23 protein-coding genes are annotated in these 19,508 nt (G+C 36.0%); 6 read left to right on the forward strand and 17 right to left on the reverse strand.

Features of this window, described 5'->3' with window-relative positions; genetic code table 11:
- Positions 1-10: 10 nt before the first annotated feature.
- The 6 genes from AC0L5Q_RS13820 (at position 11) to AC0L5Q_RS13845 (ending at position 3,135) form a co-directional block, all read left to right on the forward strand.
- On the forward strand, positions 11-664 hold the full coding sequence (locus AC0L5Q_RS13820; RefSeq protein WP_473609699.1) for a hypothetical protein: 654 nt from the start codon (positions 11-13) through the stop codon (positions 662-664).
- 85 nt (positions 665-749) lie between these two features.
- Positions 750-1,064, forward strand: a complete 315-nt coding sequence (locus tag AC0L5Q_RS13825) for a hypothetical protein (protein ID WP_473609703.1) — start codon at positions 750-752, stop codon at positions 1,062-1,064.
- Positions 1,065-1,640: 576 nt separating this feature from the next.
- The gene (locus AC0L5Q_RS13830; RefSeq protein ID WP_473609707.1) at positions 1,641-2,069 is read left to right on the forward strand and encodes a hemerythrin domain-containing protein; all 429 of its coding nucleotides are present in this window, start codon (positions 1,641-1,643) and stop codon (positions 2,067-2,069) included.
- Between the two features lie 70 nt (positions 2,070-2,139).
- Positions 2,140-2,454: a DUF883 domain-containing protein gene (locus tag AC0L5Q_RS13835; RefSeq protein ID WP_473609711.1), complete on the forward strand. Its 315-nt coding sequence runs from the start codon at positions 2,140-2,142 to the stop codon at positions 2,452-2,454.
- Positions 2,455-2,471: 17 nt separating this feature from the next.
- On the forward strand, positions 2,472-2,888 hold the full coding sequence (locus AC0L5Q_RS13840) for a hypothetical protein (protein WP_473609715.1): 417 nt from the start codon (positions 2,472-2,474) through the stop codon (positions 2,886-2,888).
- 1 nt (position 2,889) lies between these two features.
- Positions 2,890-3,135 carry a hypothetical protein gene (locus AC0L5Q_RS13845; RefSeq protein ID WP_077343120.1) on the forward strand — a complete coding sequence of 82 codons (246 nt, stop codon included), beginning with the start codon at positions 2,890-2,892 and terminating at the stop codon, positions 3,133-3,135.
- A 169-nt stretch (positions 3,136-3,304) separates the two neighbouring features.
- Here the strand turns inward: AC0L5Q_RS13845 and map are convergent, their stop codons facing one another.
- From map to AC0L5Q_RS13930, 17 genes are all read right to left on the reverse strand, one after another.
- Positions 3,305-4,099, reverse strand: coding sequence for a type I methionyl aminopeptidase (gene map / locus AC0L5Q_RS13850; RefSeq protein ID WP_473609722.1), 795 nt, complete (start codon positions 4,097-4,099; stop codon positions 3,305-3,307).
- Positions 4,092-4,298: a ParD-like family protein gene (locus tag AC0L5Q_RS13855; RefSeq protein ID WP_077343124.1), complete on the reverse strand. Its 207-nt coding sequence runs from the start codon at positions 4,296-4,298 to the stop codon at positions 4,092-4,094. Before AC0L5Q_RS13855 ends, map begins: the two co-directional genes overlap by 8 nt.
- A gap of 147 nt (positions 4,299-4,445) precedes the next feature.
- Positions 4,446-5,501, reverse strand: coding sequence for an OmpA family protein (locus tag AC0L5Q_RS13860; protein ID WP_473609728.1), 1,056 nt, complete (start codon positions 5,499-5,501; stop codon positions 4,446-4,448).
- A 213-nt stretch (positions 5,502-5,714) separates the two neighbouring features.
- Positions 5,715-6,299, reverse strand: coding sequence for a YqaA family protein (locus AC0L5Q_RS13865; protein ID WP_473609731.1), 585 nt, complete (start codon positions 6,297-6,299; stop codon positions 5,715-5,717).
- Between the two features lie 60 nt (positions 6,300-6,359).
- Complete coding sequence (locus AC0L5Q_RS13870) at positions 6,360-6,821, reverse strand: hypothetical protein (RefSeq protein WP_473609735.1); 462 nt, start codon at positions 6,819-6,821, stop codon at positions 6,360-6,362.
- 107 nt (positions 6,822-6,928) lie between these two features.
- The gene (locus tag AC0L5Q_RS13875) at positions 6,929-7,177 is read right to left on the reverse strand and encodes a hypothetical protein (protein ID WP_473609738.1); all 249 of its coding nucleotides are present in this window, start codon (positions 7,175-7,177) and stop codon (positions 6,929-6,931) included.
- Between the two features lie 60 nt (positions 7,178-7,237).
- Positions 7,238-7,414 carry a DUF1328 family protein gene (locus tag AC0L5Q_RS13880; RefSeq protein WP_076420663.1) on the reverse strand — a complete coding sequence of 59 codons (177 nt, stop codon included), beginning with the start codon at positions 7,412-7,414 and terminating at the stop codon, positions 7,238-7,240.
- Between the two features lie 196 nt (positions 7,415-7,610).
- Positions 7,611-9,617 carry a response regulator gene (locus AC0L5Q_RS13885; RefSeq protein WP_473609743.1) on the reverse strand — a complete coding sequence of 669 codons (2,007 nt, stop codon included), beginning with the start codon at positions 9,615-9,617 and terminating at the stop codon, positions 7,611-7,613.
- A 44-nt stretch (positions 9,618-9,661) separates the two neighbouring features.
- On the reverse strand, positions 9,662-10,114 hold the full coding sequence (locus AC0L5Q_RS13890) for a response regulator (RefSeq protein WP_473609747.1): 453 nt from the start codon (positions 10,112-10,114) through the stop codon (positions 9,662-9,664).
- Between the two features lie 10 nt (positions 10,115-10,124).
- Positions 10,125-11,603, reverse strand: coding sequence for a sensor histidine kinase (locus AC0L5Q_RS13895; RefSeq protein WP_473609750.1), 1,479 nt, complete (start codon positions 11,601-11,603; stop codon positions 10,125-10,127).
- A 22-nt stretch (positions 11,604-11,625) separates the two neighbouring features.
- The gene (locus AC0L5Q_RS13900) at positions 11,626-11,838 is read right to left on the reverse strand and encodes a histidine kinase (RefSeq protein ID WP_473609754.1); all 213 of its coding nucleotides are present in this window, start codon (positions 11,836-11,838) and stop codon (positions 11,626-11,628) included.
- Between the two features lie 17 nt (positions 11,839-11,855).
- Positions 11,856-13,202, reverse strand: a complete 1,347-nt coding sequence (locus AC0L5Q_RS13905) for a sigma-54-dependent transcriptional regulator (protein ID WP_473609761.1) — start codon at positions 13,200-13,202, stop codon at positions 11,856-11,858.
- A gap of 232 nt (positions 13,203-13,434) precedes the next feature.
- Positions 13,435-15,357, reverse strand: coding sequence for a bifunctional diguanylate cyclase/phosphodiesterase (locus AC0L5Q_RS13910; protein ID WP_473609766.1), 1,923 nt, complete (start codon positions 15,355-15,357; stop codon positions 13,435-13,437).
- A gap of 4 nt (positions 15,358-15,361) precedes the next feature.
- Complete coding sequence (locus AC0L5Q_RS13915) at positions 15,362-16,069, reverse strand: transglutaminase-like cysteine peptidase (RefSeq protein WP_473609770.1); 708 nt, start codon at positions 16,067-16,069, stop codon at positions 15,362-15,364.
- Between the two features lie 15 nt (positions 16,070-16,084).
- Positions 16,085-16,729, reverse strand: a complete 645-nt coding sequence (locus AC0L5Q_RS13920; RefSeq protein WP_473609775.1) for an OmpA family protein — start codon at positions 16,727-16,729, stop codon at positions 16,085-16,087.
- A complete protein-coding gene (locus AC0L5Q_RS13925; protein WP_473609779.1) occupies positions 16,722-18,110 on the reverse strand; it encodes a TolC family outer membrane protein in 1,389 nt (462 codons plus the stop codon). Before AC0L5Q_RS13925 ends, AC0L5Q_RS13920 begins: the two co-directional genes overlap by 8 nt.
- 26 nt (positions 18,111-18,136) lie before the next feature.
- Positions 18,137-19,483 (reverse strand): HlyD family type I secretion periplasmic adaptor subunit, encoded by a 1,347-nt coding sequence (locus AC0L5Q_RS13930; RefSeq protein ID WP_473618309.1) that lies wholly within the window; start codon positions 19,481-19,483, stop codon positions 18,137-18,139.
- Positions 19,484-19,508: the final 25 nt, after the last annotated feature.

The raw sequence follows: 19,508 nt of genomic DNA on the forward strand, positions 1-19,508 counted from the left end.
AAATAGGCTCTTGGAATTATATATTATAGTGATTATTCAGTTTTTAATTTTAATGGGTATTGGAAGTCTTTTTTTCTTTAGGAAATTTTTATTCTCTTACTCATCAGAAAAAGGTAAAAATTTAGCTACAAAAGAAGATATTGAAAGTATTACTAAAAAAATTGAGGATGTGAAGTTAGTTCATGCGAAGCAGTTAGAATCAACTAGAGCTGAATTATCCTCTCAAATCAATACTCACGGCTTCAGATATGAGAAAGAATATGAAGTTTTAGCAGAACTTTCAGCTCTTTTAGTGGACGTTCGAGATGCGAGTTTAAGTTTACGTCCAGCATTGGACTTTGTTGTTCCAAATAAGACGGACGAAGAAGTAAAAAAAGAAAGATTAACTCGATACTTTGATGCTTTAAGAGCGCTTTATGTCATTCGTGAAAAGAAAAGACCTTTCTATCCTAGCGAAATATATCAATCAATAAGAGCTATAGAAAAAGAGAGCCGATCGGAGTCTATAGCTTATCAATACGATGATCCAAATGAAGGAAATAAACAGATAGCTTATTGGGATAAGGCAAAAGAAAACCAAGATAAAATTACAGAATTGGCTGAAGATTCTATGGGTAAGATTAGGGAAAGAGTCACTAAGTGGGAAACTTTGACAAGTGGTTGATAACCACACATTCATAAGAACTTTTTCTACGTAGTTTTTAAAGGCTTAGTAAAGCATTACAATACTACTTAAAGGATTAAGGATAGTGCCACATATCGATGAATCGTCACCACGCATAGCCAAATCATCAATATCCCTAAATAAACTCGTTTTGTTGGTTTGTTTACTTGTGATTGCATACTTTGGGTATGACAGATTTACTTTGCATCAAACAGAGCAACAAGAAACCGCAGTTTATATTTTAGAGCCTCAATTTAATGATATTTATTTTTTAGATTTAAGGTTACTCAATGGTAAATTAGATCTTAAAAACAAATATCAATTAGCTAAAGTTGTTCGTGTTAGTGAGGACAATGTAGCTATAGTTTATGGAAAGTTTTTCTATCAATGGCAATATTAGTATTCGGTATGGTGATCTAAGTAATAGTAACTATTTTACGTTAATACCGGATTACATTCCTTTGAATAAAATCAAAGAAATGAAGAATAATGGGTCTATTTATTTAGTTAAACGACCTATTGGAAATAAACTCTATGGTCACGCTGTTAGTCATTAATAAAGCACAAGATAACACTGAACTCCAATCTAAAATTATCGTTAGCTTTTTTGTTATTTAAACCTCCTCAAAAACATAACCTCCCGTCTACATTCTTTAACGTTAATCTCTTCCGTGTAAATCTTTCACGTAGGGTGTGTACATCTTACGTCTGCAATTTATTGTTTTTTCCTATATTTTAATAATCCTCATGTTTTCAAGTGCTTACGTTTTTATTTTAGTTGGTACAGATATTGAACCTTATTAAGTGAACATTAAACGTTTAGGCGTAACGAGCGGTAACAAGGTATGGCATTTAATACTGACGTGGTTCGTTATTATTCTGAAATATGTACATTTTGTTGTTACCTAAACGTGAGAGATATTAGCTGAGTACATACAGGCTTATGACTTTAAACAAACGACTTGTAGGAGACCACATGAAGATATTTGAAGCATTACGTAATGATCACGATAAACAAAGGGCACTTATTAAATTGTTGCTAGACACTCATGGTGATTCAGACGTTAGAGCCGAATATTATCAACAGCTTAAAGCTGAATTAGAAACCCATGCCGTAGCGGAAGAAAGACATTTTTACGCGCCATTGATGCAATTAGACAATACGGTTGATCTGTCTCGACACGGTGTTGCCGAGCATCATCAAATTGATAAGTTTATTGCTGAGTTAGATGCGTTAGATATGAGTTCGCCACAATGGTTATTAACATTTAAAAAATTAGCTCACAAAGTAGATCACCATTTAGAGGAAGAAGAGCAAGAGTTCTTTCAGCAGGCAGGTAGAGCATTGTCTGATGGTGAAAAGGAAAAACTAGCGGATCATTATCTTACTGAAATGGCGTCTTAATACGTTATTGAACGAGCTTAAAAATACTTAATTTAATCTTAATTACATTCAACAGAAAAGGATAATTAACATGGCACAGTCAAAACAAGAAACTAAACCTGTAATCAAAAAAAATGTAGCACAAGAGCATCCAGTAGCGGATAAGTTACAAGGTACTTTACATGAGTCGGTAGACACTTTAGCCGAGAAAGTAGGCTCAGCAGAAGACACTTTGCGTGCAACCGCTCAAAGCAGCTCAGCAACGCTGGCGCAAAAGCAAAGTGAATTAAAAGAGAAATGGGATAAATCTGGCGTTAAGCAATATGCTATCGAAAATCCTGTTGCTACCGCGGGTATAGCGTTTACCGTAGGTATGCTGGTGTCGTCACTTTTAAAAAGAAGATAAGCGAGGCATAAATTAGCATGAGCATTCCAAAACAAGAGCATACCGTTAAAGAACATCACGAAGAGCGCATGGAGCAAAGTGCTTCTTTCAAGAAAACCTACGACAGTATTGAAGCTTTATTTGGAAGTAAAATTGCCAGGCTAATCGCCTCTAAAAACCTTGTAGTTGCTGAGGCTAAGCTTAGCCTTAGCGCTATTTTGTTATCGTTTGCTATTAGCTTAACGCTTGTTGTTATAGGAGCGGTAATATGGATACTGTTAAATATTGGCATAGGTTTAGTGGTTTATAAATTTATTGATTCTATAAGCCTGTCTATCATTCTGTTACTCGTTGTTAATACGTCTTTAGGTTTATGGTTATTTAAGCAGTTAAAAAGTATATGGAAATTAGTGGGATTCCACTCGACGGTTGCGCAAATTGTAGAAGGTAACTAGCATGAAATTTATTATTAAAGATGAAATAAAAGAGGTAGAAAACGCGAAGCAAATTTACACCGCAGCTTGTGCGTTTGACCAACATACCAGCTTAGTCGCCAAATCAAATATTAATACGTTATTAGCGTCTGAAGAAGGAATAGCCGCGGCTTTTGGTGCAGGTGTTGTTAAAGGAATGGTAAGCGATACAGGTACGTCTTCTCATTCTTCTTTATCTGGATTAATGCAGTTATTAATGAAGCTGTAGCGTTTTAGTTACCACGAATTTTTAACTCAGCACCATATTTTATAGTGCTTGCGATATCAATAATTAATAACCCAAAAAGCACCCGTAGGTGCTTTTTTAGTTTTTACATTTAATCAATAAGGTTGAATGAACTGGCGTTGATTTGGTGCTTTAGGCGCGGTTTTAAACGTTAGTGTTTTACTGTTTTGGCTGTTAGTATTTCATCTTCACGAAGGGTTAGTACTTCATAACCCGTTTGGGTAACTAAAATTGTATGTTCCCATTGAGCAGAAAGCTTTTTATCGCGAGTTACAACTGTCCAGCCGTCTTTTTTGGTTTTTATTTTTTTTGAGCCTTGGTTGATCATGGGTTCAATAGTGAATGTCATGCCTGCTTCTAATACCAAACCTGAATGAGGTTTTCCATAGTGCAGCACTTGAGGATCTTCGTGCATTTCTTTACCAATACCATGACCGCAATATTCTCGAACGACGCTATAACCAGCCGATTCTGCATGTTTTTGAATTGCATAACCAATATCGCCGAGTGTCGCTTTAGGTTTTACTGCTTTAATACCTTTCCACATAGACTCGTAAGTCGTTTTAACCAAACGTTTAGCTTCTGGGCTTGCTGCACTTAAAATATACATTTTACTTGAGTCACTGATAAAACCATTTTTTTCTAAGGTGATATCAACATTTAAAATATCTTTTGCTTTCAAAGGGAATTTATCATTGGGAACACCATGGCATACCACATCATTTACAGAGGTATTGAGTGAATACTGATAACCATATTGTCCTTTACTGGCGGGTCGGGCATTTAATTCATTAACAATATAACTTTCTACTTTAGTGTCAATCTCTAGTGTTGTTATACCTTCACAAATAAAGTCATCAAGCATTTTAAATACCTGGGCTAAAAGCTTGCCAGATTCCCTCATAAAATTAATTTCTGCATCAGTTTTTATCATGGTTTTATTCATGTAATAACTCTGCAATAGTAAGATTTTCTTTTAGTAATTGATTTTTAATTATTTCATGAAAAGTGAGTGTTGGGTTTAACTCGGCAAGCATTCCCATTTTGATCCAAAATTCAGCCTGTGAATTAATAGATCTAGACATTACATTACTCGATTTTCTGATTTCATCATGTAATTCGTCAGATATTTTAACTATTCCCATTATACGTTCCATATATGATTAATATACGAATCATATAGTCCATAATAGAAGATGTCAATTCTGACTCCTTGAATATAAAAAAGGGTATAAATAGTTATTAACCTATTTATACCCTGTGTTCTTATGGTTTATAGCTGTTTTGTGTAGCTATTTTTCAACCACATTTTTGGTGGTTGTTTCTATTTGAGCAACAACACGACGGTTTGCTTTATGGTCGGCAGCTGTATTGCCTTGAGAAAGAAGCTGAGTTTCTCCAAAGCCTTTTGCAGTTAGGCGGTTAGCACTAATATTGAAGTTATTAATCAATGCGTTTTTTACTGAATAAGCGCGTTTTTCTGATAAGGCTAAGTTGTAGTCTGCTTCGCCTGTTGCAGAGGTATGGCCTTCAATAACAACATCGGTATTTTTGTATTCTTTCATGAAGTCGGCTAAGCGTTGAATTTCTATCATTGAAGCAGGGCTTAATGCTGCGCTTTCCAAAGGAAAATTAACGTTTAATTTAATAGATACACTTTCTTCTGCATATAACGTACAACCTCTAGAATCTACTTTTACGTTTGCTGGCGTGTCTTTACACAAGTCATTTTTGTCAAACACACCATCTTTATCGCCATCTAGCTCTGTTTTCACGATAGGTTGAACATTTGCCGTTTTAACGGGTTTGTCTATTTTTGCAGGTGTGCTTTTTTTGGTGTCGCCAAAAGCATATTTATAACCCAGTTTGAAACCTTGGTCTGTATAGCCATAATCAACATCGCGATATACAACGGCTTCAGTATAAAATGAAGAACGATCACTTAATTTGAAGTTATAGCCAACACCAACATTAAGGGCGTTGTAGCTTTCTGCATTGTTGAAGCGTTTTACACCAGTAAATAGGTACATGTCAGAGTCTTCAGGTGTATAAATAGCGTCAACACCGTAACGATTACCATAAGATTTATCTGTACCGTTAAAAACATCGTAGCGAGTACGAGCAAGTTCTATTCTTACTTTCCAAAAGTCATTAACGGCTTTTTGTAAGTCAATACCTATTGATTTACCTGCTTCCATTTGTTGCCAATCTATTGAGCTTTCTTTAGCGGTACTTGATTTAATATAGTCGCCAAAAACACCTAATTCCCATGTTTTATCAATAGTTTCTTCTGCCATTGCTGAAGTACTTATTATTGCTGTTAAAAGAGATATTTTAAAAAATTTCATATGAATTCCTTGTATGAATTAAAAATTACTCTATGTATAAAGCAAATCACAGGCCAATTAATAAATCCTTATTATTCAATTTGTTATCTGTTTTTGTGTGTTTTGTTTTAAATAGAAAATTGTAAAAAAAACAGGGTGTAGGTAAATTTTACAATTACAGTGAAGTTTGATTATCAGGTATTTTTTCCGTAGTGAGTAAGTTTAAACAACTTATTAAAAAAAACTATTTACACCCCACATAGCTAAAATGATCATCGTTAAAACAATCATTGTTTTGGTTTTATGCTTACGGATGAGTTTTTCTGCTTTATCACCCGCGTAATAAACGATTATGGCTAAACCGAAATAACGAATAGAGCGGGCAATTGTTGCGGCAATTAAAAAAAGTGTCAGTGAATATTTAGTAGCACCGGCAGCAAGCATAGCGATTTGAAATGGAACAGGAACAATGCCTAAAGTTATTACAAACCAGAAGCCTTGGTTTTCCATTTTTTGCTTGACGCCTTCAAACTGTTCTGACGTTGAAAAAGTATTAATAATCCAATCACCCACGGCATCAAATAGATAATAACCTAAGGCATAACCAAATAAAGCGCCAATAATACAACCCAGTGTTGCCATAAGTGCAATAAGCCATAGTTTTTCACGGCGTGCTTGCATTAAAGGCACTAAAATAGCTTCTAGCGGAATGGGGACTATAGTTGATTCTAAAAAAGATGCTACGGTAAGGCTACTGAGCATATGTTTAGATTTAATGAATTTTTTGGTCTTTTTTTTAAGCTTTTTTTGAATAGACATAACCCTTCCTTCGTATACCTGTTATCAATAAATAGGCTGAAAACTTTAAAGTTAAGTGTTTTAGTTAGGCTTGCGGGTTAGGTGTAAAAAGAGCCCTAATGCGGTTAACAAAAGTGCCGTGGAAGTTATTATGGCTACTGGGTAGTATAGGTTACCTGCAAGATCTAGCTGGCTATATTTTATTACCATTATTAATCCTTCAAGCGATAAAGCAACGCATACCATACCTATAAATCTAGGCAATGTTCTTCTTAATACGGTAATCGCGTCATCTTCTTTTTTATCTGGCGTATTATTTACATATTCTTTATTTATCACGAGAGCGAGTTCAAATACCGCTAATCCAATGACTCCAGTATTTATACTACTTAAAAACATTTCCATAATATCGGAGCCGTTCAATATAGCCGTAGATATATTAATCACTAAAGAGAATAAAATGGCTGCAGCTAACCCTAAAAATATAAAGGTGAATAGGGTGGCAAAAGTGTTTTTAATAAGTAGGCTGACTGTATTGTTCATGAGTTATATTCCTGTTACTGATCAGGTGTTTGGTATGAACAGTGTGTTTTTAATGAAAAACACACTATGACCTAAAGGTGATAGTGTGTTTTAGGATGAAGCTAAAATTAACAGTCTTGATCTTTAGCTTTTAAACCTTCTTTTACATTTTCACAAGCATCTTCAATCGCGTTACCTGCATCTGTTGCAGCGTCTTTAATTGAGTCGCCTGCATCAGAGGCTGCATTTTTAGCGTCTAAAACTACTTCATCAACTTTTTCACCTGCTGTTTCTGCTTTTTGCTCTGTACAAGCACTTAAACCTAAAGCCGCGATAATTGTTAATAATAGTAATGATTTGTTTTTGTTAATAGTCATAGTCATTCTCCGTTAAAAAATAAATGTGTTTATGTTTAATATATTCAGTTAATACGTTACTTAAGCTTTTGGTGCTTTACCTCGTATAGCATTGGAAATTAATGAGATAACCAACAATACGACAAAAATAAAAAATATAATTTTTGCTACACCAGCTGCTGCTCCTGCGATGCCGCCAAAACCAAAGATAGCTGCAATAATTGCTATAACAAAAAAGGTTAATGCCCAACCTAACATATGTTTCTCCTTTTAGATTTGTTAATAAGTGTTTTCAATAATGATAATGCGAGAGTTATGCCAATGGTTAAGTTGTTGTTTTTTTAGCTGTTTTTGTTTTTATTTTGACGTGGCGTGAATATATAAAAGTAAACTTTACAGGGTGAAAATGTATAATTTTCACAATTGAGGTTTATTGGTGAATGAAGGGGGAGTTTTAAGTTATTTGTTTAAGCATAGTTAAGTTGATGGGTTTAAGCAGTGCTTGATCAATTGAAAATTCGGTTAGTACGTCTTGGCTGATTGCGTTGCCACTAATAATGGTGATTTTACTGTTAGGTGAGAGTATGCGTAATTGTTTAGACAAGGCTAAACCATTAGCGTCGGGTAGGTTTATATCTAATAATATTTGGTCGTATTGGTGGTTAGATAGCCCTTCGTTTTGTGTTAAAAGTGTTGTTGCTTCTGCTGCGCTGTGGGCAATACTTGCTTCAATATTTAAGTTATTAAGGAGTAAGGCGGTAACTTGTGCGGCGTCTTTATCGTCTTCAATAATTAAAAAATGTGTTGAGGGCGATGCGGCGTTTTCTGTTGCATTAGATACATTGTTTATCGGTTGTTCAAGCGATTTTATTTGCACTCTTGCATTTTTATTATTCGCTAAGCTTTGTGTTAACGATTGATATAAAACGTGTTTATCTATCGGTTTTGCAACTACGTCGTTAAAACCTAAGCTTTTCAGTTCTTGATGTACGCCTTTCATTGTTGCTGCTGTAACGGCAACTATTTGTGTGGTTATGCCCATTTCTCTTAGTTTTAAAATAGTACGTTTACCATCTAAAACAGGCATATGAATATCCATAAGTATGCTGTTAAAAGGGTTACCTTGTTCTTGAGCTTCTAAAATTTTAGTGATGGCATGTTCGCCATTAACGGCAAACGAGGTTTTTAAACCAAACGATCGGCAAATAAAACCAATAAGATTTCGAATATCTTTTAAGTCGTCAACAATTAATACGTGTCCGGTAATTTGAGGGAAGTTTTCTGTTGTGGCTTGTGAGTGTATTCGGTTAAAAGATAAAGGCGCAACGGTGGTATGAGATATATCGCCTAACTCAAGGGTAATAATAAATTTGCTGCCAACATTTTCTGTTGATTCTACCTCTATTGTTCCATCCATTTGTTTTAATAGTTCACAACAAATAGCTAAACCTAAGCCGGCTCCTTCTTCGTTACGTGAAACAATATCTTCCACTTGTTCAAAAGGTTTAAATATTGTGGCAAGTAAATGTGTAGGAATACCAATACCTGTATCGGTAATTGTAAAATGTAAGGTGTTTTTATTGTTGCTACGCTCTAACCATATATCTACAGTAACTGAACCTTTGTCGGTAAATTTTATAGCGTTATGGATAAGGTTAATAAACACTTGTCTTAATCGTATTGCATCAGCATTAATGTGTAGCGGTAGTGGTGTTTTAGCATTTATTTTTAGTACGATACCTTTATCTTGAGCGGTTACTGACATTAAGGCGTACAAGTCAATAATGAAGTTGTCTAATGCGATATGGGTGTAGTTGAGTTCAAGCTTATCGGCGGCAATTTTTGAAAGGTCGAGTACGTTATTTAATAAACCTAATAAATGTTTGCCATTGTCTAAAATAGTGCTTAATTCAGCATGAATATGGCTGTTTTCTTTATTGAATAATAAGAGCTCGGTATAGCCTAAAATAGAGGTTAATGGTGTACGTAGCTCATGACTAAGATGGGCAACAAATTTGTCTTTAGAACGACTACGGGTTTCGGCTTTAATACGCTCTAAGCGTTCGTTTTCAATTTCTTTTCGAGACAGTGCATAGCGAATAGCACGATGAAAACGTGTGGTGTTAAGCTCTGATTTTACAACGTAATCAACAGCCCCAGCATCTAGGGCGTCGTTATCAAGTTGATTGTCGGATTGGCCGGTTAACATAATGATAGGTATGGTACAGCCGGCATTAATCGCTTGTTTTAGTACCGACAAACCATTAATTGAGCCTAATTGATAGTCAAGTAGGCAGATGTCGTGCTTATTTTGTTTAAGTAACTCTAGCGCTTCAACGGAGCTGTCAGTCCATTGAATATCAAATTGATAGGTTGAAACTTGTTGAAGATAATCACTGGTTAATAGGTAATCGTCTTCGTCATCTTCTACTAACAATACGCTTTTTATTGGGTTATTCATAACTGATCATTATCGCCAAGTGGTTACTTAAATTGTTTAATTTATTACTTGTCTTCCGATACGGGAAACTCGACAAATTCAATCCAATATTTACCTAATGTTTTCATGAGATCAACTAGGCCTTCAAAATTAACCGGTTTGGTAATGTATGAAGCTGCACCTAAGTTGTAACCTTTAACTTTATCTTCTTCTTGCTTTGATGTGGTTAATATAACAACGGGAATGCCTTTTAGTTCTGGATTACTTTTTATTTCTTTTAACGCTTCTCGCCCGTCTTTACGTGGCATATTTAAATCAAGCAAGATCAGATTGGGCCTAGGTGATAAGGTTTTATCTTGATATTTTCCTTCTCGATTTAGGTATTCAAGTAGTTCTACGCCATCTTCAACGCTGTATAGCGTATTCAGTACGCGGCTTTCTGTTAAAGCGTCTTGTGTTAATAGCCTATCGTCTTCATCGTCGTCCGCTATTAAAATGGTTATTGCTTTAGTATTCATATTCGTGCTCTTAGCTGGTTGTGGTAAACGTGAAATTATGTGGGACTTTTATAGTGAATTCAGTGCCTGAATTTATTTCACTTTTTACGGATATCTCGCCGCCATGGCGTTCAACAATTCGTCTACATATTGCTAGGCCTATACCTGTTCCTTTGTATTGACTACGTGTGTGTAGTCGTTGAAACGGGATAAATATTTTGTCTTCAAACTCTTGTGAAAAACCAATGCCATTGTCTTTTATGGTTATTTCGTACCAGAGGCTGTCTTTTTTTAATATGGAATCGAATACAGAGTTTTCTTTATAACTGATGCTAATAATAGGGGGCGTATCGTCTTGTTTAAACTTAATAGCATTACTTAATAAGTTTAAAAACAACTGATTAAGCTGTGTTATGTCGCCATTAATCTCCGGTAAATGAGTTGTTTGAATGGTGGCTGAACTTTCATCAATGGCAACTTCTAAATCGTCTATTACATCGTGTATGACTTGATCAAGAGATACAACAACAAAAGCTTTTCCTCGCGTATTTATGCGTGAGTACTCTAACAAGTCGCTGATTAAGTTAGACATACGTTCGGCGGCATTATACATGCGTTTTAGGTAGTCTTGCCCTTTAGGATCTATCGTTGATGCGTAGCTGGTCATTAACCGGTCACCAAAAGCTCTTATTTTGCGTAACGGTTCTTGTAGATCGTGCGAGGCGACAAAAGCGAAGTCTTCTAATTCACGGTTACTACGTGCTAGCTCTTCTGCGTATAAGGTAAGTTCTTTGGTGCGTGCTTTTACTTCGTCCGCTAGTTTTATATTTTGTTCTTCTAAGGAGTTTTTGTATTGTTGTTCTGTTTTGTTGTTAACTCTAACCAACACCCATAAACCAAGCAATAATAAAAAACTGGTAATAGCTGATATGCTAAAAGTAAATTTTGCTTCTTTTTCAATAAGTTCTAGTTTTTGGTATAGATGATTTCGGTGTTTTATTTCAGCATTTTGTAATTTATCGAAATGGGCTTTTATTTCATTATAAAAGTTCTTTCCTCTTCCGGTCAGTACGGCACTAAGCGCGCGTTTTTCTTTATCGTTTAAGGCTAAATCAACAGTAAAGCTGAGCTCTATTAATTTTTGCTCAACTAAGCTTAGTAATTCAATTTGTTTGCTTTCTAGGCCAACCATATCTAAACGAAGTTTTTTAACTTCTTTGATTTGATTCATAACTTGAGAAATGGCTTCTTCGTAGGGCGCTAAATAGTCTTCGTTTTCAGTTAATAAGTAACCACGTTGCCCTGTTTCTGCCGATAAAACAAGAATATGTAACTTGTCTAAAGCCAAAATAACTTCGCCCGTATTGGTTAGGCCTTTTTGGGTTTTGGCTAGTTCGTCAATGGTTTTAATAGCAAGGGTTACATTAATACTAATAACCCCAATAACGATAACAAAAACTAACGCCCATGAAACCTTTTTATTATCTAATAATTGTTTGATGGTTGACATGTAAATACCTATTTAATGTGTATTACTTGTTTGAAATTTGTTCTAAGCATTGGCTACATTCTTGGCACGAGTCAATAATTTTATTGGCAGCTTCTAATGCTTTTTCAGGCGGCATTCCGTTTTCAAGTACCAATTTAATGAGTTCGGCTTGCATTGATATTCTATTCAACGGAGCTCGAGCATCATGAATAAGCTCGTTAATATTCTTTGATTGTACTTCGTTGTTTTGACTCATTATTAATACCTTTAATATTACTCTTTAAATTCGCCGTAAGCATGTAAGCGGTTGTAGAGTGTTTTAGTGCTAATGCCTAACATTTCTGCGGCTAAGGATTTGTTGCCGTCAACATCGGCTAGAGTAACTTTTATTAACTCTTTTTCAACATCTTCAATGGTTTGGCCCGCGGTTAAGCTGTGTTTTTGTTCGGATATTGAAGAGAAGGGCGAGCGGAAGTCTTTAGGTAACTCAACTGATGACGATTGTGGTTCAGACATTATAAAAGCACGATGAATAGTATGACGTAGTTCGCGTACGTTACCGGGCCAGTCGTAATCAACAAGTCGTTGTAATTGCGTTGCATCCCATTGATGGTTTCGATCGTATTCGTTATTCAATTCGTTTAAAAAGGTGTTGGCTAATAAGGGAATATCTTCTTTACGTTCACGTAGTGCAGGAATTGAAATAGGAAAAACAGCAAGTCGAAAATAAATATCTTCTCTCAGGTATTTTTTTTCAGCGATTTCAGCAACGGACCGATTAGATGCTGAAATTACGCGACAATTAACGTCTATTTCTTTAGTGCCCCCAACAGGTGTTACTTTTTTATTTTCGAGTACACGCAATAAGTTAGGTTGCAGGTCTATTGGCATTTCGGTGACTTCGTCTAAAAATAAGGTGCCGTTACCTGCTCGTTGAAAAACACCTTCTTTTTTCGCTATAGCGCCAGTGAATGCGCCTTTTTCATGGCCAAACAATTCGCTAGTAATAAGATCTTTTGAAATTGCCCCACAGTTGCTAGCGACTAGTTGATGTTCACTATTATTAGCTTTGTTGGTCGCGTAATGTATAGCTTGTGCTACTACCTCTTTACCTACGCCACTTTCACCCATCAGCATTACATTGGCTTGAGTTTGTGCTACACGCTCTACCATGGTGTAAAGTTCTTGCATTGCTTTTGACTCGCCAATTAAACAATCAAAATGCTTAGTGGGCATAGATGAATTATTTTTTTTGCTAGGGATTTTTTTAGCTTTATGCGATAGGGCTTGCTCTAAATCTTCGCGTTGTAATGGTTTAGCTAAATAACCGATTTTTGGACCACATAAACTACTGAGCATACCTTTAACAAGTGGATGCCCTGTGATTAGGGTGATATAGGGTGACTTTTCTGATTTGTTGATGTGATCAATTAAGTGTAAGCCACTCCCATCGGGTAGCATAAAATCTAAAAATATATGGTCAAAATCGTTAAATTCTAATACCTGATAAGCCTCTTCTAAAGAACTTGCCGTTGAAGTGTCATGACCTAGAAATTCAATAATGTGACATGCGACGTTGGTAAATTCCTCATCGTCGTCAACCAGTAATATATTTAACACGAGCATCCTTTTTTGTGGTTTAGCTTAATGCATTGGTTCACTCTATTTGCAGGGTGTTCAATTGGTATTAATACAATAAATATATAATACAGTGTTTAGGAAAAAAACGATCACTTATTCTTTTTGAAAGGTAAAAGTTTATGTCTTCTGAAATAATTTTAGGGAGGAAGCGTAATAGGAGATGGAAGTCGTGACGGTTTGTTGAGGCCGCCACGATGAACTTGTCTTGTTTTTATAAGTTAATATCTTCAGGCGCTGATATGTAACCTTGGTAGCCATCAGCTCTTAATGAGACAAAGTGTGCAAGTTGCTCTTGGTCTTCAATTCCTGTGATGATCACCTCAATTTTTAAGCCTTTAGCCACACTCATTAAGGCACGGCATAGTTCGTTGTTTTGATTTAACTTTTCATAAAAAGCAAAAGACTGATCTAATTTAATATAGTCAGGTTGAAGTTTACGTAAATAATCGAGAGAGCCAATTTGACGGCCACATTGATCTATTCCAACTTTTGCGCCTGCCGCTTTTATTATTTGGGCGATGTAATTACATTGGTCAAAGTTGTTGAGCAGAGCAGACTCGGGTATTTCAAATAAAATACGATCAACATGAGATGATTCTTTAAGAAACTCACCCAGCCATTGTGCAAAACCGGTGTCTAAAAGACTGTCGTGGGTTAAGTTTATAGCTACAGGTTGTTGAGATAAGCTTAAAATATTTTGTTTTTCAATGGTTTCTAGCAAGCACTTGTCGAGTTGGCTACCCAGTGATAACAATTCAATAAAGGGCATAAACTCTGCAGCGCTAACTGTTTGATCATCTATGTTTAGCCGACAATAAATTTCGCGTTGAATAATATCTTTCGCGGGCATGTTACATATTTTTTGCCACTGAAATACGAAGTGGTTGTTGTTAATGGCATCTTCTAATTTATTACGCCATTGTTCGCGACTATATTTTTGTGTTTGTTGCGTATCGATCCAGTGACTGATTTTATTCTCGCGGTGCGCTTGTTGTAGTGCATTATCTGTTTGCGACATTAAGTCTGAAGGTTGCATGTTTTCTATACGTTCACTAATACCTAAGTAAAAGTCAGTATTTGGCAAACAGCCAGCTTTGGTAATTTCTTGATTGATCAGTCGAATGAGTGTTTGCAGGTATTTTTCAATTTGGTGATGCTCGGCTTTGGTGATCAAAAATGCAAATTCGGTATTGGTAACACGCGTAATTATGCTGTCTGCAATTTCAGGTAACTCTGTTTTCATTCTATTAGATAACACTCTAATAATTTCATCGCGCCCCTGATAACCGTATTTGCTGTAAACCTCTTCTAACCAATCAAATTTCGCTAAAATAAGGCCGCCGTAACCAGGCTCGTTAAGCCAGTTATTCAGTTGGGCAGATAGGTATTGGCGGTTAGGTAGTTGAGATACTTGATCAATGAGCTTGTCTTCTTTTAGCTCGCTGACTTCTTGATCGAGTGTTGAAAATACTTGCTGTAGCTGAGATGACATTGAGTTAATTGCAATAACAAGTTCTTGTAATTCGGCAGTTTTAGGAAGTTTTATATCTTGGCCAAATTTTCGTTGTGCTATTTCTCTTGCTTGAACCGCAACACCATTTAATGGTTTTAAAATACGGTTTAGTCTGAGTCTTAGAGCAAAAATAGAAACGATAAAGAGGAAAGATAATACCATGATGGTATCATTCATTATGCGCCATAATTCTTGGTACCCATGGGCGGGGTGAGCTTCTATTTCAAGCTTGGCGAGTTGCATCCAGCCTGAGGTTATAACACTTTCTTTTTTTTGTACTTTAAATAAATTTAAATCAACAAACCATTGAGGTACGCCTTCAATAACGATAGGGTTTTCCCATACTTGCTCTTTACCATCAACTAACCATGTTAGGGTCACTTTACGATAAAACCCGCCTTCAAAAATAACATTAACGAGCGTTTCCGCAGATACCATATCGCCTGTTTCTATATGGGGTTGCAGCATCAAACCTAATGATGTCATGGTGTTATTGAGATCTGAGGCCATTTGCTGGCTCATAAAGTCTTTGGTTTGGTTAAACTGGAAGTAAACCAAGCTGGTCATTACTAAGAGAAATAATCCAAACAATAATGAGTTTATTTGTCTAAATAGGGTCATTGCTTTAAAACTCCAGCTTTAGCTTAGGTTGTTTAAGGGTTGAAGTATTTATACGTTGACGAAGATCGCGCCATCTTTTAAGTCGTGAAGATGTACCGCTAAGTACGCCACGACCTTTTTCTTTATTGAGCCATAACTGACTACCATTAAAACTGTATATTGGTACTAAGTCGTTACGTTGCGTTGCCGGCTTTATTCGTCCGTCAATATTATCTAAAATTAATGGGACAGAGCTGGGTGTATCGTAATAGGCTAAAACCATATGATATTGATTAAGGTTTACGGCTTTAACCATAGTGATCTTCATTTTATCGTCGGGAATACCGAGTTCCAGCAGTGTAAAATATTTAGCAATAGAATAATCTTCACAATCACCACCATTTACACCAATAAATTCGACAGGAGTCGCCCAATAATTTTTAACACCCCATAGTTTTATATCATCAATAAAGTGAAATAAATTAAAAAAGTTGTTCACCTTTTTTAATCGCTCTATTTCAGATTGATCTGGTGTTGGCGTCATTAATTTCATCCATGCTTTGCCGCGCTTTCCTGCTCGAGTTCCGTAACTTTTTTCTAAAGATTGTACGATTTTTTCACCGTCTAATGGCGCTAGAGGAGCCGCATAGAGCATAGATAGCAATAGCATACTAAAGAGTAATACTTGAATGAACTTTGATAACATTGCTGTTAAAAAGCAGCTTATCTTCATATTACTCTCAAAGGGTTACAATGCTTGATTAACGGTATAAATTGTCCATTTCATATCGTCAATACGTTTAACCGTGTTTACTTTTGCCATAATACGACGGTTAATAGCATGTGCTTCGGGCGTGTCTCCTTCTACTTCTAATCGATTAAAACCATAACCGAAAGAGGCAACACGTTTCTTATCAATATTAAATTCATTCACTAACACAAGTAGAATGGCGTTTGCTCGGTTTTCTGATAGTGTTTGATTAAGATCTTGCATACCCACTTTGCTGGTATGTCCTTCAATAACTACGTTAACATCTTCATTTTCAGTTAAAAAGTCAGCTAACGCTTTAATTTTACTATAGGCTGTTTGAGGTACTTCGTAAGAGTTATTGGCAAATTTGATATCAATATTTAAAGGATCATTGAATTGTTTTTGTGTGCCACATCCGTAATTATCGATACTGGCCCCCAATACGGTGTCAGCACATTTATCACGTGCTTCTATTACACCATCACTGTCATAATCATCTAAATTTTTTAGTTGCTTAACAGGGTCTTCTATAACGACTATAGGTTGAGTAGCACAAGAGGTTATCAACATTAGCGCTAACGACGTAATAAGCAGCTTGAGTGCGTTGTTGGATTTACTATGTATTGTTGTTAGCTTATTCATAGTTGTGCTCTCCTTGCCATGCTATTGAGCGTGTTACTCGTAGTGAATCAAGTAATTGGCCGGTAACATTGAGTAATCTATATTGCGCATTTAATTCATTAAAGTCAGCGTCTAGGTAGTCTTTTCTTGCTTCGAATAATTCGTTTTCTGTATCAAGTAAATCTAATAAGTTTCTTTGGCCTAAACTAAACTGATCTTGGTAGGCTAATTGTGTTTCTTTCGAGGTAATTATATGTTGTTTAATATATTTTTTTTGTAAAGCTAACATTTCAAAAGCATTCCACGCAAGTTCATAGCTTTCAGTTACTTGGCGATGAGCGCTGTAGTTTATTTCTCTTGCTTCACTTATTTTATAGGCGGCACTGCGTTCTTGTGCAACATCTTTACCACCTGAAAAAAAGTTATATTTTAAGCGTAACATGGCACTAACTTCATTACGGTGCCCACCAACATTAGGACCAAAACGGTTTAAGCCACTTTCGCCATCAATGTCGTTATATGAATTAGCGCCAAGTTCTAAAGCTAATTCAGGGTAGTAACTGGCTTTAACTGACTTTTTAAACGATTGTGCTGCGTTAATATCTTGCTGTGCAGATTTAATAACAGGATGGTTTTCAATGGCAAAGTCTAATCCTGTGCTTTTATCTTTAGGCAGCATGTCTGCATCTGGCACTGGAAGCACTAAGTCTTTAGGTAGATCATTGGTTAATCGAATAAATTGAGCTCTTGCATCTAATTGATTATTACGTGCTGCAATTAGGTTTGATTGAGCGCGAGCGACTCGGCCTGTTACTTGTGATAAATCAGCTATGCTGCCTAAACCTGAGTCGGTACGCTCTTTTATACGTTCATATATTTCTTGATGAGAAACTACGTTTTTTTCTGCTAAAGCGATCATTTCATCAGCTTTTAAGTAATTTATATAAGCTTTTGTTACTTCTAAAGCGAGATCTTCAGCTGTAGCTACTAATGCCCATTTTTCAGCATTGGCTTCGTGTTTGGTGCGATCTACTTCACTGCTGGTAAACATGCCATCAAAAATAACTTGTCTTAAGCTAACGCCAATTTCGCCACGTTTTAATTCTGTTTTTCCATCATCAAAATTAAGGGCGCTTCTACGATTTCCTGGGCTGTCGGTGTATTCATAACCGTATCCTGCGGTTAAATCTATTGTGGGTAAATATCCTGCCGATGCGCGATTAACATCTTCTTCTTTCGATTTAAAACGGGCAAAAGATTGGCGAATGTCAGGATGAGAATCTAATGCATGCGCAACGGCTGACTCTAAACTTTGGGAGTTGACTTGGAGAGAACATAATGTAGATAAGCTAATTAAACTTATAATGCCTACTTTGCTCATACTGAACTTGTTTATTTTCATAAATGTTCCATGTTATTAATGATTACCTATCGTTCTCGTAATGCTGATTGTTTTGCTCGTAATATAGGATTCAATATATATTCCAATACTGTACGTTTCCCGGTTATTACATCTACATCAGTCATCATGCCTGGAATGATAGGCATGTCTTCGTTATTGCTATTTTTTATACTTGAGGCATCAGTTTTTACTCTGATCAAATAAAAACTGTTACCTTCTTCATCTTGTGTGGTGTCTGCACTAATATGTACGACTTCTCCAGTTAAACCGCCATATCTTGCAAAATCATAAGCGGTTATTTTAACTACAGCGGGTAACCCAGGATAAATAAAAGCGATATCTCGAGGTTTTATTTTTGCTTCAACCATTAACATATCTTCGGTTGGTACTATTTCCGCAATAGTTTCTCCTGATTTTACAACACCCCCTAGCGTATTAATATGTATAGTTTTAATGGTACCTACAACGGGGGATACGATTAATGCTTTTGTGACTTTGTCTTGAGCGCCAACTTGCGATTCATTAATTCTAGAAAGTTTATTTTGTAGTTCATTAAGTTGAGCTCTTGCATCAGCACGATATTTTAATGCTGTTTCACGACGGTTTAAGATAGATTCTTGTAAAGAGGATTTTAATTTAGGAGAAAGTAAGCGAATGGCGCTTAATTCACCTTTTAACTCGTTTACACTGCGTTCTAATTTATATAATTCTATTTTAGACACTATGTTTCTTTCTGCTAATGGTCGAGTGAGATCAAGTTCTTTGGTGGCTAAATTATAGCTAATTTCCATGGTTTCTATTTTAGAGTCTAATTCGGCTATTTCTTGTTCTCTTTGTTGTATCTGTTGGCTTTGTATAGCGAGTTGATTGATTAGGTTGTCAAGTCTTCCTGTATATTCATCTTGTTGTCGTTGAACCATAAATTCGGCGTTAAGATTAAGATCTTCCGGATATTGTGGCACTTGTTTTTTTAAGTCTATTTGCAATCGCCAGTCGTCGTTTGTGCCAATAATGATGCTTGAAAGTTCGGCTCTTAAACGAATAATGTTGGCTCTTAAGCTATCAACTTCTTGTTTTTGTTCGGCAAAGTCAGAACGAAATCGGGTATCGTCAATTCTGGCTATAGGTTGACCTTTGGTTACTTGCATACCTTCTTGTACAAATAGTTTTTGTAATACGCCACCATCTAAACTTTGAATAATTTGTAGCTGAGACGAAGGTATTACTTTTCCTGAACCTGAGGTAACTTGTTCTAATGCCGCAAAATTTGCCCAAACAATAAAGCTAAAGAGTAAGCCAGCCATTGCCCAAATTGTTAATCGATGCAAACTGGGTACTTCAGTTAATAGTGCGCCGTATACATCGTCTGCCATGTCTAAATCTTGTTGGCTTACTTTC

It is taken from the genome of Pseudocolwellia sp. G5-9, from assembly GCF_055808995.1.